Raw genomic sequence first — 13,475 nt, 5'->3', positions numbered from 1 at the left:
CACGCATGGACAAAAATTCAAAAGATTTTGCGCTTTTCACAAGGATGTTTGACGAAACATATTTATAAAACACGTTTATTCTTTATACTCCAAATACCGTGAAAGATAATCGTTCAGAAAAGCCTTGATAGTTCCAGTCATCGTTACTATAATCTCCTTCGTCACCTTGTACAAGCCTTCTAACTTTCCCTCTTCTTCAAGTCGTCTGAAATCATCAATTTCTGGTATCCTTTCTGTAAGGATACCTTCAAATGCTTTTTTCAACTCACTATGTACTAGCGGGAATTTTATATATCCGTACATCATCACCTCATTCATCAGTGATTCGTTATTTGATGGGATTCTTATTGCAGGAGTACTTTCAATCAGATTTCGTATCTCATCTCTATGTTTTGAATAGTAAATCAAGTACAACAGGTAATTGTCGTACGTGTAGTGCGCATTGTTGAGCAAATTCATAGTTTTCTTATCCATCAGGCTCATCAAAACTTCCCAAAAACTGCCCGGTGTTTCGTGGTATGGCTGGAATAAGTCTTCCATATAGTGCAAAGCGTACGATAAGAACCTCAACCCCCAGTAGCTATCATTTTTTGAAAACGCTTCCTGTGACATATTAACAAAATAAAGAAAAGACTTATCTCCTTCGAAAGCCTCGATAATTCCGAGTTTATACCTCATGTGTCTTACGCCTTGGCTGTTGCCTATAAGTGCTTGGAGTGGTGAAAGGTTGAGTCCTTCATCCATTCCGAAATCCGGAAATTGCGCATAAATTGTCAAAATCTGCCACACTGGAAGTTTTCCATCAACAGGTGCTGGATCTGATGGAAACTTTCCATCACCGAGCGGGTCGAAAAACTTCCTTTGACCTGCAAAATCATCGGTGTAATAAAACTTCGTATTATAAACCCGAGATTCGTTATATGTGTATGGTTTTATCTCTATTAGCTTATCCATGTTAAAATTAAGTGACTTAACAACCAAGTAAGTATATGCCTCATGTCCGCTCCAACCAAAGATTTTAACAACAAGTGTCAGAAACAAAACTACCAAAATACCCTTCTTTCCCATCCTATCCCACCACCTTTCATTCCTTTAATCTGTTTAATTTGACTCTTCTGTTCCAAAGAAATACACGAGCATCTCAGGAAGTCTTCTTGCCCAAGCGCCTTCTGAATGTGTTCCCCCTCTGTCTTCGATGTACAACACTTCCGAGTTATCTTTCTTATCCAATATCTTGAAAAGTTCCCTTGCGTTGTTCAGATGCACTTCTGGATTCTGCCCTTCTGCACTTCCCATGTCAACATAGAACTTCGTTGGATAATTTACTTTCTCAGATTTTACAAATTCTATCAATGCTTTATTAGCAAACCAAATGGAAGGACTCATCGCTCCAATTTTTGAAAAGACGCCGTTGTATTTTATCCCGATGTACAGAGAAATCAAACCGCCCATCGACGAACCGAGTATCGCTGTGTTTTCTCTGTCTGAAAGTGTTCTGAAATTGACATCGATGTATGGCTTCAGCGTATTAACTATGAACTGAGCGTACGAATCTCCTTTGCCTCCACCGTAGTTTGAGTCAACCCATGGGGAATACTCATTAATCCTATCAGCTCCGGTGTTGTATATGCCAACGATGATAATCGGCTTAATTGCACCGTTTTTGATTAATTCTTCAGCACTTTCGTCCGCTTTCCACTCAACACCTGCGAAAGACGTTGACTCATCGAATATATTTTGCCCGTCGTGCATGTACAAAACCGGATAACGATTATCTGATATTTCATAATCTGGTGGCAAGTAGATGATTATATCTCTCTTATTCCCAAGTTCAGGAGAATAAAAATCCTTAATCAGCTTGATATTTCCAGTATAAGTCTTTCTCAACGCTGCTTGTTGCTTTTCCACAAAATCCCTCCAGTGCAGAACAGTTATCTTTACTTCCATGTCTTTATCTACATCCAACACCCTATTAGGTATCTCCGCACCCTTTACACCCTTCTCGACAGTCTCCCAAGAACCGCGAGTGACTTTGAATTCCACCTTGCCAGATAAATCCAAAACCTTCTTGTACACAAATCCGTCTCTAACGCACTTGTAGTTCTCATCTTTTGGATTCCAGTTATTGAACGTTCCAGCCAGATAAATCTCAGCATCGTCTGGTGTGTATATTGGCACTTCGATGATGAATGTGACTTTGTAGGCAAGAGCACTTCTTAGAAACATCAAGAACACGATGAATATCACGACCTTCTTTAACATAACCTTCCCCCCTTCTATTTTCTAGAACAATTATAGCACATTACAATGAAGTTTTAGTATTGATTCCTGCTACCAGTTAAGAGACCAAAAAAGGTTCTACTAATATTCCTCATTTTTCTGCCGATAAATAAAGTGAAATTATACCTGAAAAGCGAGGCGAACTATATGCGCATCGATGACTACAACGTCGAGTTGTCATCTGAAAACCTTGCGATAAATTACTCAAAGTTCTCAAGTAAGATAAGAAAATACCACGTTCCAGAAAAGGTAGTAATCGAGATTAGCGAAAAGAAGCCGCAAATTGATGACAAGCATTTGCAAAAGATAAAACTGCTCAAAATAATGCTCGAAAAACTCACAGGCAAGAAGCTGAAGATATACATACCTGATGATAAGCAGTACGAAATAAGCATCAGAAAAGAAGGCGGGCAGGATATCGTCGAATACGAAAACGAAGAGGAGTACCTAAATGTTCAGTACTCCAACTTTTCAGCAAAAGGACAAGTTAAGACGAAAGATGGAAGGTTAATAGATTTTTCCATACAGACAAAATTATTCCAGCTGAGCTATTCGTATACAAAGACTTCCGGTAGAGTAGTAGACCCACTTGCGATTGATTTGAAGGATAAGACTGGCTCTCAGAAGATTGTTGAGCTCGATTTGAACTTTGACGGTACAAGAGAGAAGTTCTTCTTGGGCAGAGGTGTTGGATTGTTGGTGTACGACAAGAACGGAAATGGCGTTGTTGACAACGCAGCAGAGTTGTTTGGACCTGTTACAAACGAGGGTTTCTCAGAACTTTCGCAACTTGATACAGACAAAGACAATTGGATCGATGAAGATGATTTGGAGTTCTTGAAGATAAAGATTTGGACGATTGACGAAAACGGTAGAGAGCAAGTAGTAGGTTTACTTGATTTAAACGTTGGTGCAATATTTCTTGGCAGTGTGAGTACACCGTTTGACTATGCTGATTCAGTGCAAAAAAGCACAGGAATATACCTCTCAGAAGATGGGAATGTTGGAACAGTCAGGCAGATTGATTTCAAAGTGTAATCATGAAATACGCATAACCTCACCATATCTTCTTTTGTCCACCTGAAAGGGTGGACTTTTTTGATTTTTTTCTTGGGTTTGGTATAATAATAAATTAGATATTGTTCTTTTTAAAGCTAAGTTCAAAATCAATTTGAAGGGAGAAGGTATATGCTCTCGCCCATCGAACTGAGACACGAGTTACACATGTCTCCAGAGCTCGCATTCAATGAGTACAATACCCAAAAAATTCTATCGGAAGCGCTTAAAGAACTCGGTGTAGAATTTCACCCCATTGCAAAAACCGGATTGGCCGTCTTGATTCAGAGAGAGCCAACCGCGCCTTCTGTTCTATATAGAGCAGATATGGATGCATTGCCTATAAAGGAAGAAACCAGGTGGGAATACTGCTCGAGGAATGAAGGTTTAATGCATGCATGCGGGCACGATATCCACATGTCGGTGATGTACGGTGTTATCAAGAAGATCACTGAAGACGATATCCCAGGCAATTATGTATTCATTTACCAACCAGCAGAAGAAACAATCGGTGGGGCAAAGTATGTACTAGATGAGATGAGAGAAAGATACAAGGTTAAATACGCAACTGCCCTACATGTGACTGATGAATATAGACTTGGTGAGTTCGCCTCCACAAATGGCACTCTCTTTGCATGTGCCATGGAGATAACTGCGAAGTTCAAGGGGCTCTCTGCTCATATCGCACAAAAAGAAAAGGGAATTGATGCGATAAAGAATGCTGTAGCATTTACGTCTGAATTCTATCAAAATCCGATAGATAACAATGAGAAAGGTAGAAGAGTTCTTGCAGGATTTGGAAAGATGTTCGGTGGAAACGTCAGAAATGCCGTGGCAGATTATGCACAAGTCGAAGGTTCAATCCGAGGAGAAACTTTGGAAATTGTTATCGAAAACTTCGAAAGGCTCAAAGTTCTTGCAGAAAAGTATAGTGGTACTTTGGAAAGGGGAAGTCTTTATCCGCCAGTAATAAACAACGAGAAGCTCTTCGAACTTTTCAAAGATTACGCTTCAAATAATGGAACTTTCATAGATTGCGGCATGAAATATACTGGTGAAGATTTCGGCTTTTTCACGATGAAATATCCCTCGCTGATGTTCTGGGCTGGTGTGAGGACCAGCGAAGAGGTTTGGGGACTTCACAATCCGAAATTCCTTCCTGATGATTGTGTTATTCCACATTTGGTTGATTTCATGGTTGAATGGTTGATGTTATTAAGTAATAATGTTTGATGGTATAATTTAGTACGCAGGATGAGTAAACAGAAAGGGTAGGTGAATCAGAGATGATAGCATTTATGACCGACTGGGGCAATTCGCACTATGTTGGCATCTGTAAGGGTGTTATGAGACAAATCACAGATGCGGAAATACTTGACTTAACACACAATATCTCGCCATATAACGTACGGGAGGCAATGTATATACTCGATAGAAGTGTCGATTACTTTCCGGAAAAAACGGTATTTTTAATCGTTGTCGATTTTGGCGTCGGTACTGCAAGAAAGGCAATCGCCGTTGAAACAGATAAATACTATTTCGTTGCACCTGATAATGGGATTTTGACACTCGTTCTTGAAAGGCACATTCCAAGAAAGATAGTTGATTTGGTCAACAAAAAATACCATTTTGGAACATCGAGAACGTTCCACGGCAGGGATATTTTCTCACCAGCTGCAGCCTACATAACGAAAGGTATATTCGATGAGCTTGGAACGAGATTGCCTAACTACGCTACACTGCCTTACAGAAAAGCTCACCTTACACCAAATGGTGCATACGGAGAAGTTGCGTATTTTGACCGTTTTGGAAATATCGAGACAAATATTCCATTCAGTTGGATTGCGGAGAAGGACGCTGTTAAAATAAACGTCGGAAAGAAAACGTATGAAGTTCCGGTTGTTGAAACGTACGCCGATGTAGACGAAGGCGAGTTACTTGTACACGAAGATAGCACCGGGTATGTTGAAATTGCGGTCAATAAAGGCATCGCTCGAGAAAAACTGAAGTGTTTCGAAGGGAATGAACTGGAGATACTCTTTTGAGGTGTGACATGCGCCGGTTCCTAACTTTTGCGGTATTTGTTTTGTTAGCTCAATTAGTCTTTTCCGGTGAGCTCTACGACTTTGCGTATTCTTTTATGATAAAGCAGAAGGTACCTGAGAACCATGCCAGGTTGATGGCAAAGGCACTCGAAGAAGAGTCGCTTAAAATTCCAAAAGTGGTTGATCCTTTGTTCATGCTCGCTTTTGGCATTTGCGAGACCGGGTTTATAAACGCTATAGGCGACAACGGAAAAGCGGTTGGGTATTTTCAGCTACATGAAAACGCTCTTTTCTACGTAGCAAACTTTTATGAGGACGTCAGGAAGTTCAAACAGGAGAACCGAAATCATCTGTCTTTGTTGAATCATCCTGATTGGCAGTTGAGAATTGCCTACAGATATTTCTATTTAAGTTTGAAGTACATATTTGACTGGGACATCGTCCGTGCAATTTCGGCTTACAATGGTAGAAGCGATAGGTACAATGTTTATACGGTTAAATTTTTCTCGAATTACGGGAATATAGTTAGAGAATATACTGAGTTCATCAACTCAAGAAAGGATACATCAGACACTTCAAAGACCAAATAAAAGCTTGGGTGATTGATATTGAAACTGACAATTGGTAAATACATTCCTAAGAATTCTCTTATACATAGCTTAGACCCTCGGGCTAAGTTGTTTGTTGTTCTTTTACAAGTAACATCTATCATGTTGGTCAAGGATTTGATAGGTTATATTATACCAGTGTCACTCTTTATTATCTTGATGATTATGTCTAAGATAAAACCCGTTGTTTATTTGAGAAGTTTGAGAAGTTTGTGGTTTTTAATAGTCTTTGCCGCAGTGATACAATATTTTGTTTCAGGTTTTGTGATGAGTCTTTACATCGCTTTGAGGCTTTCCCTTATCTTTCTTTTTGCCTCTATGTACACCTACACAACCCCACCGTTGTTAACTGCGCGCGGAATAGTCGATATTTTGAAATTCTTTCGTGTAAGTGAAGAGAAGCGGGAAGATTTTGGTATGATGCTTGCGATATCTATAAGGTTCATACCTATTTTGCTTGATGAGGCTGATAGGATAATAAAAGCTCAAATTTCACGCGGGGCTAAGTACTCAGAAAAGGGATTGAAGAATAAGCTCTCGGCAATGACAAGCATAATAATTCCGTTGCTTGTTTCGTCTCTGAGAAAAGCTGAAGAGCTATCATTAGCTCTTCAGGCAAGAAAATATGGCATTGGAAAGAGAAATCATTATTATACTCTCGGGTGGACTAAAAATGATACATTTTATCTGGTGTTAAATGCGGTGGTTCTTTTTGGCGTAGTGGTTTTAAGATTTCAATAATTATTCAATGTTTTTCTAAATCTTACGTGGATTTCTTCAATTTCTTCTTCCGTTATATTAAGTGGTAGAAGGAATCTGATTACACCACTGCTCAAAACATTAACAAGCAGTCCATTGTCTATGAATTCTTCTACCTTGAGTGCTTCACCTTTCATTTTCACACCTCTCATAAGTCCCATTCCGTATATTTCACCAAATTCTGAGAACTTCTCTTTGAATAACTCTCCCATTTTTTTGACATTATCAAGTGTTTCATCAACTATCATCTCCAAAACTGCCTTCCCTGCTGCTAATGCTACAGGGTTAGGCGCAAAAGTTGAACCGTGTTCGCCGACCTCGAACACATTAGAGTAGTCTCCAAGCATGATGCAGGCTCCAAGAGGTAATCCACCACCGATACCCTTTGCAACCGTTACGATATCGGGGTTAATATTAAAGTGCTTGTAAGCGTAGAACTTTCCAGTTCTACCAAGCCCACTTTGTACTTCGTCTGCAACAACAATATATCCGAATTTGTTTTTGTATTCGTTTATAATATCAACAATCTCTTCTGGAATAACATTCAACCCACCACTCCCGTGGACAGTCTCAATGAAAACGGCAGAGATAGATTTCTCGTTCTCAAAAAATTCTCTTACTACTTTAATATCGTAGGGTAGGAATACAACATCTTCGCTGTTTACAAACTGCGCTCTTATGTTATCAAATCCTGTAACGCTCAGTGCTTGAAGCGTTCTTCCGTGGAAGTTTTTGACAAACGAGACAATTTTTCCGTTTTTCCTGACTTTTCGAACAACCTTCAACGCACACTCGGTACTTTCTGCGCCAGAATTTGTAAAAAATACCTTTCCATTGACACCAACCTCTTTCACCAAACGCTCGGCGATGAAACAAGCATCTTCGTCAAGAAAGAAATTTGATAGGTGAACGTACCTTTCAATCTTGTTTTTCATAGCTTCAATAACCTTATCATGATTATGTCCGAAAAGAAGAACGCCAATCCCCATGAATGTGTCTATGTACAAATTTCCCGCTGTATCCCAGACGTAGATACCTTTGGCGTGGGATATGGATATTGGATATCTCTTGTAAGTGTTAGCGATATAAGTGCAGTTGCTATTACTCATTTTATCAACTCCTGTTCATTGAATATCAGAGATCGAACTCTTCGCAGATGTTTTTCATAAGTTCCTCCGCCTTCTCTTCAGGAACCAACACAGAAATCTTTATCTCAGATGTTGTTATAATCTCAGGTTCAATGCCGTTTTTTGAAATAACCTCGAGAAACTTCGAAGCAACACCGTAATGCGAGCGCATACCTGTACCCACCACAGTGATTTTGGCGAATTGACCGTAGAAGTGGTACTTTGCACCGTACACTGAAAGTGTGTCATCGAGTAAATCTTTTATCTTCTCAACCCTATCTGGAACGACGGTGAATGATAAGTGGGTCGATGTTCCGTTCTTTACAAGCGAAATCATGTCGACGTTGATACCTTTCTCAGCAACTCTTTTGAATATATCCGAAATTATGTTTGCATCATTCGGAAGGTCCATTATAGATACCTTAACTTGATTTCTGTCCAAGCTTACCCCTGTAACAAGAGGTTCTTCTAACCATTCTGGTAACGTTCCTACCACCCAAGTTCCCTCCTCATCAGAAAATGATGAACCACAATATACCCTTACGTTATATTTCTTAGCTATCTCAACTGACCTTGAGTGCAACACCTTTGCACCCGTTGCGGCAAGTTCTAACATATCATCGTATGTAATGTACTTAAGTTTCTTAGTTTGGGGATAGAGCTTTGGATCGCACGTATAAACTCCTGCCACATCGCTGTAAATTTCACAGTCGCACCCAAGTTTTGCTGCCAACGCCACAGCTGAAGTGTCCGAACCACCTCTTCCCAACGTAGTTAAGTGCTCGTCTTCGGTTATACCCTGGAATCCAGTGATAACAAGCACATCGTGTTCCTGCAAGTATTTCTTGAGCCTTTTTTCGTCTATATCCATTATCCTTGCATTTGTGTGGTGCCTTGTCGTAAGGACGCGTATCTGGAACGCATTAAGCGAGATGGCATTTATCCCAATATCCTTCAGTGCCATAGCAACAAGTGCGCATGATATTTGCTCTCCAGTAGTCAGAAGCATATCCAACTCTCGCTCATCTGGTTTTGGAACCAAACTCTTTGCCATGCTGATGAGGTTATCAGTAGTCTTGCCCATGGCAGAAACAACGGTAACTACTTTGTGCCCTTCTCTGACTCTCTTAGCAATTCTGTTTGCCACGTTTCTAATTCTATCGACATCCGCAACCGATGAACCGCCATACTTTTGTACTATCACACTATTAATCACTGAACTTGACGATGTCTTTGTGCCCAATGCCCTCACCTGCCAAAGTACATATATTATTTATTCAGCTCTCTCAAACTTTCCAATATCTGCGTCTTGCTTGCCGTCTTTTCATCAACTTTTTTGACAACCCTTGCGGGAACGCCTGCAACGACTGTGTAAGGTTCTACATCATTCACTACCACCGCACCTGCCGCCACTACCGAATGGTGTCCAACCCTGACTCCTTCGAGGATAACAGCATTCGCACCAACCATTACGTGGTCTTCTATGACAACTGGTGATGCGCTCGGTGGTTCAACAACACCTGCAACAACGGCACCCGCACCGATATGACAATACTTTCCAATTCGAGCCCTCGCACCTATGACAGCATTCATATCAATCATCGTGCCTTCGCCTATTGTCGCACCAAGATTGATAACTGCACCCATCATGATAACAGCTTTGTCACCGATCTCCACGTATTCTCTGATAATAGCACCTGGTTCAATACGGGCATTGAATTTCGAAATATCAACAAGCGGAATTGCGGAATTTCTCGCAATGTATTCAATCTTGTAACTCTTTATCTTCTCATCTTTAAGAACGTTTGAAATGGACTCGAAATCTCCAATTAGAATACCAAAATCTGCACCCGAAATGATATCAAATTCTCCGTTGGTATTGTACTTACCCCAGTCGATAGAAGACAACTCACCTGAAATGTAGACTCGCACTATGGTCTTCTTTTTGCTCTTTGCAATAATTTCAATAATCTCTTCGCTGGTCAGTTCTCTGGCGCTTTTCTTGATAATTTCTTGAAAGTCACCCACAGCTTTCCCTCCCATTAACTAACGTAAATTCTCATTTAATACATCTTCGTACGAATAAAAACCCTTTTGCTTTTTCAAAGTGAAAAGCGCTGCATGTCTAACTCCTATTGAAAAAGCCCTTCTTGATAGTGCACTGTGTTTAATTTCTACTACCTCTCCTGCGTTCGAGAAAATCACGGTATGTTCACCGAAAACACCGCCGATTCTCAACGAACTTATTGGAATGTCTCTATTCATATCGTTTCTTAACATCTTTGCAGTTCCAGATGGTGCGTCTTTCTTCTGGGTGTGGTGTATCTCAACCATAGCAGCATCCCAATCTGAAAAATAGCGAGTATATTCTCTAAGAATCTTGCGCAAAATATTTATTCCCGTTGAGAAGTTGTAACTTTGGACGACTGGAACCTCATTTGCCAATTCTCTTAGCATTTCGAAGTGCCTTTCTTCCAAAGCTGTTGTCCCAAGTACAAGAGCAATCTTGTGTTCTCTGCAAAGTTTTACAGTCTCTTCCAAAGCGCTTGGAGAGGAAAAGTCTATTATCACCTGCGGTGTGTCTGTTTGCTCGAATGAATCAACATCCTTCTTAAGCACACACTCATCGCCAAACGTTGAAAAATACTCGAAAATCTCCCTTCCCATCTTTCCGCGGAAACCAACGATGCCGTATTTTAGACCGATCATGATATCACTCCCAGTTCTCTCAGAGCTGCTCTAAGCTTTTCCATAGTTGATTCTTTCGGTGGCACGAGAGGGAGTCTGAATTCGTTTTGGATTCTTTCCATGATATGAAGCGCTCCCTTAACTGGCATCGGGTTTGTTTCTATGAACAGGACTTTGAAGAGTGGAATCAATCTAACATGCAAATTCAGAGCGTTCTGTAATTCTCCTCTGAATAAAGCTTCAACCATTTCAACCATTTCCTTTGGCACAACGTTCGATGCAACAGAAATAACGCCCTTTGCACCGGCGCATATCATGTGGAATGCTCTATCATCGTTACCTGAGTATATGTAGAAATCAAGGTTTTTAGTTAGCCTGTATATCTCATCAGCCTGAGTAATATCCAGATTGGCTTCTTTTATTGCCTTTACATTCCTGCACTCCGCCGCAAGCCTTGCAACGGTTTCTGGTGCGATGTTTACTCCAGTTCTTGAAGGTACGTTGTAGATTATTATTGGCAGAGTTATTCTTTCGGATAAGTACTTATAGTGAGCATACAGTCCTTCTTGAGTTGGTTTGTTGTAATACGGAGTGACTATGAGTACCGCATCTGCACCGTTTTTTTCCGCACTCAGCGATAATTCCAAAGATTTATGCGTATCGTTCGTTCCTGTTCCAACAATTACCTGTGCTTTACCTTCGCAGATTTCCTTAGTTATCTGAATCAATCGCTCCCTCTCTTCGATAGTCAAAGTCGCCCCTTCGCCTGTGGTTCCTGCAACGATTATTGCCTTTACTCCGCTTTCAACTTGCCACCTAACTAAGTTTCTGTAAGCCTCGTAATCAACTTCACCGTTTTTAAATGGAGTTACTATAGCAGTTCCAACGCCTTCAAACATCTTACTCATTTACAACACCCCCTCCTAAGTAGATACCATCACTTTCGAATGATAGAGTTAAAATTCCTCCCTTTGTTTTAGCCACCAGCTTATCGGGTATCAAAGTATCCTTGTTTAAGTAGTACTTGATGAAATAACCCGTTGCAGTCGTTCCCGAGCCACAGGATAAAGTCTCTCGCTCAACACCCCTTTCGAACGTTCTAACCTCAAACAACTTGCTATCTAAAACATTGAACACGTTCACATTTGCGTTGAACTTGTGTCTTAATTCTTGTGCAATTCCCATGTCAAAATCCCATATATCTGCCCCGACATTCAAAACAACGTGCGGTACTCCAACCGTTATAAAAGCTCCTTCAAATCCAGCGAGTTCTTCTGGCAAGAGCATCTTTTCGAAAACTGGCTTTGGCATTTGGACCGATATCTCAGCGTCTGCTCTTCCAACTAACAAGCCAGCGTTCGTCCTAATCGATACCTTCCCACTTAAACCAAAGTGTTCCATCAGAAACTTCAAAAAAGCTCTTGAACCGTTCCCACAGAACGATGCACGCTTGCCGTCTCTGTTGAAGTAGTCCATAAAATATGATTCATCAGCCTTTTCGACAAAAATAACACCGTCTCTATCTTCAACAACTTCAAGTACTATTTCCTCTTTCTGTAAGTCGTTTAGATTTATTTGTGTAGCATCCACAATCACAAAACTATTTCCTGTTGCTGTGTACTTATATACTTTCAACACGTTCGACAGCTCCCGCATTCTCAGTAGTCTTCGAATTCAATTGATAATGTAATTTCAATATTCTGACAGCGTTCGTCGCCGCACCGACTCTCAAATTGTCCGCAACAACCCACATCCCAAAAGTGTGTGCGTCAAATAGTCTTATTCTGCTGACATGTGTGTAATCGTCGCCGGCAATTTCAAGAGGGGTGATTATATCATCGTGGACAATAACATCTTCACCAGAGGCAATCGTTTCTATGAGGTCATCTTTGCTCATAATAGGGAATAGTGTGCGAGCAATAACACTCTCGGAATGTCCTATTCGAACTGGAACTCTAACAGTTGTTGGAAAGACAGAAATTGAATTTGAATTTAAAATCTTCCTTGTTTCATTTATCATCTTCCATTCTTCTTGGGAGATGTCATCTCTCAAATCACCTATCAAGGGAATTACATTATGTGCAATCTGTCTTGGAAATACGTTATGTGTATTCTCTCCGTTGAGCTGATTTTCGTACTCACGTACTGCCTTGTAACCGGCGCCAGATACTGCCTGATAAGTCGAGACGAATATCTCGTGTAGCTGATACCTATCGTGCACCCTGTACAATGCCAACACCATTTGGATTGTGGAACAATTTGGGTTTGCTATTATTCCCGAATACCCCTTAAGTAACTTTCCATTGACTTCTGGCACAACCAATGGAATTTCTGACACCATCCTGAAAGCGGAGGAATTATCAATAACGGTTGTACCTACCTCGGCTGCAATTGGTGCATATCGTCTTGAAACATCGGCACCAGCTGAGAAAAGCAAGTAATCAAAACCTTCTCTCATCGCTTCTTCCGTTAATACTTCTACACGAACTGTTGTACCTCGGAATGGAATTTCTTGACCTGCTGACCTTTCCGAAGCAAAGAGCCTGAATTCTGAAATATCAACACCACTACTCTCAAGTACCTCGACCATATTCCTTCCTACCGCACCGGTTGCTCCAACAACGCCTACTCTTAATCCCATAAAAACACCCTCCTTCTATCAAAATTTGATGGTATTATAAAATTAAAGCGGGCTACAGTTTTTTACTGTAGCCCGCCTATGGTGGTTTCTATTTAATCGCCTGCGTTTTTATTCCATGCCAAACGCAAGCTGACCACCAGTAAGCGGGCAGCTGCGTTTAGCTTTCTTATTCATCTTGTTGTCAATTATGCTCATATTTTCGTTTTCAACAATGTTTATCAAAAAATTTCGAACGTATAACACGACTTTCTCTTCCTTTCTTTCGTATGCT

The 13,475-nt window shown here is 40.6% G+C and carries 15 protein-coding genes; 5 read left to right on the top strand and 10 right to left on the bottom strand.

All coding sequences use genetic code 11. The features are described from left to right. Positions 1-75: 75 nt before the first annotated feature. Positions 76-1,068, bottom strand: coding sequence for a phospholipase C/P1 nuclease family protein (locus BUA11_RS03930; protein ID WP_072758577.1), 993 nt, complete (start codon positions 1,066-1,068; stop codon positions 76-78). 33 nt (positions 1,069-1,101) lie between these two features. Continuing rightward, positions 1,102-2,262: an alpha/beta hydrolase gene (locus tag BUA11_RS03925; protein ID WP_084634349.1), complete on the bottom strand. Its 1,161-nt coding sequence runs from the start codon at positions 2,260-2,262 to the stop codon at positions 1,102-1,104. Between the two features lie 165 nt (positions 2,263-2,427). Here BUA11_RS03925 and BUA11_RS03920 point away from each other — a divergent pair, with 165 nt between their 5' ends. The 5 genes from BUA11_RS03920 to BUA11_RS03900 all read left to right on the top strand — a co-directional run bounded on the left by BUA11_RS03920 (position 2,428) and on the right by BUA11_RS03900 (position 6,730). Next, positions 2,428-3,318 (top strand): hypothetical protein, encoded by an 891-nt coding sequence (locus tag BUA11_RS03920; protein WP_072758575.1) that lies wholly within the window; start codon positions 2,428-2,430, stop codon positions 3,316-3,318. A gap of 150 nt (positions 3,319-3,468) precedes the next feature. Then, a complete protein-coding gene (locus BUA11_RS03915) occupies positions 3,469-4,569 on the top strand; it encodes a M20 family metallopeptidase (RefSeq protein WP_072758573.1) in 1,101 nt (366 codons plus the stop codon). Between the two features lie 53 nt (positions 4,570-4,622). After that, positions 4,623-5,381 (top strand): SAM hydrolase/SAM-dependent halogenase family protein, encoded by a 759-nt coding sequence (locus BUA11_RS03910; protein ID WP_072758571.1) that lies wholly within the window; start codon positions 4,623-4,625, stop codon positions 5,379-5,381. Between the two features lie 8 nt (positions 5,382-5,389). Further along, a complete protein-coding gene (locus BUA11_RS03905; protein ID WP_072758728.1) occupies positions 5,390-5,971 on the top strand; it encodes a hypothetical protein in 582 nt (193 codons plus the stop codon). An 18-nt stretch (positions 5,972-5,989) separates the two neighbouring features. Continuing rightward, positions 5,990-6,730 (top strand): energy-coupling factor transporter transmembrane component T family protein, encoded by a 741-nt coding sequence (locus BUA11_RS03900; protein ID WP_072758569.1) that lies wholly within the window; start codon positions 5,990-5,992, stop codon positions 6,728-6,730. Here BUA11_RS03900 and BUA11_RS03895 read toward each other — a convergent pair. From BUA11_RS03895 to BUA11_RS10545, 8 genes are all read right to left on the bottom strand, one after another. Next, complete coding sequence (locus tag BUA11_RS03895; protein WP_072758567.1) at positions 6,724-7,857, bottom strand: aspartate aminotransferase family protein; 1,134 nt, start codon at positions 7,855-7,857, stop codon at positions 6,724-6,726. The two genes, BUA11_RS03900 and BUA11_RS03895, sit on opposite strands and share 7 nt — an antisense overlap. A 25-nt stretch (positions 7,858-7,882) precedes the next feature. After that, positions 7,883-9,118, bottom strand: coding sequence for an aspartate kinase (locus tag BUA11_RS03890; protein WP_245789502.1), 1,236 nt, complete (start codon positions 9,116-9,118; stop codon positions 7,883-7,885). 26 nt (positions 9,119-9,144) lie between these two features. Continuing rightward, positions 9,145-9,861: a 2,3,4,5-tetrahydropyridine-2,6-dicarboxylate N-acetyltransferase gene (gene dapD, locus BUA11_RS03885; protein ID WP_072758723.1), complete on the bottom strand. Its 717-nt coding sequence runs from the start codon at positions 9,859-9,861 to the stop codon at positions 9,145-9,147. A 60-nt stretch (positions 9,862-9,921) separates the two neighbouring features. Further along, positions 9,922-10,584: a 4-hydroxy-tetrahydrodipicolinate reductase gene (locus BUA11_RS03880; protein WP_072758565.1), complete on the bottom strand. Its 663-nt coding sequence runs from the start codon at positions 10,582-10,584 to the stop codon at positions 9,922-9,924. Then, a complete protein-coding gene (dapA, locus tag BUA11_RS03875) occupies positions 10,581-11,462 on the bottom strand; it encodes a 4-hydroxy-tetrahydrodipicolinate synthase (protein WP_072758721.1) in 882 nt (293 codons plus the stop codon). The genes BUA11_RS03880 and dapA overlap by 4 nt, the downstream gene beginning before the upstream one ends. A gap of 1 nt (position 11,463) precedes the next feature. Further along, positions 11,464-12,201, bottom strand: a complete 738-nt coding sequence (dapF, locus tag BUA11_RS03870) for a diaminopimelate epimerase (RefSeq protein ID WP_245789501.1) — start codon at positions 12,199-12,201, stop codon at positions 11,464-11,466. Beyond that, complete coding sequence (locus BUA11_RS03865; RefSeq protein ID WP_072758561.1) at positions 12,185-13,204, bottom strand: aspartate-semialdehyde dehydrogenase; 1,020 nt, start codon at positions 13,202-13,204, stop codon at positions 12,185-12,187. The genes dapF and BUA11_RS03865 overlap by 17 nt, the downstream gene beginning before the upstream one ends. 108 nt (positions 13,205-13,312) lie before the next feature. Beyond that, positions 13,313-13,447, bottom strand: a complete 135-nt coding sequence (locus tag BUA11_RS10545) for a hypothetical protein (protein WP_281246562.1) — start codon at positions 13,445-13,447, stop codon at positions 13,313-13,315. Between the last annotated feature and the right edge of the window lie 28 nt (positions 13,448-13,475).

Source organism: Fervidobacterium gondwanense DSM 13020 (assembly GCF_900143265.1).
Lineage (GTDB): Bacteria > Thermotogota > Thermotogae > Thermotogales > Fervidobacteriaceae > Fervidobacterium > Fervidobacterium gondwanense.
This window is presented reverse-complemented; position numbering and strand designations above follow the sequence as displayed.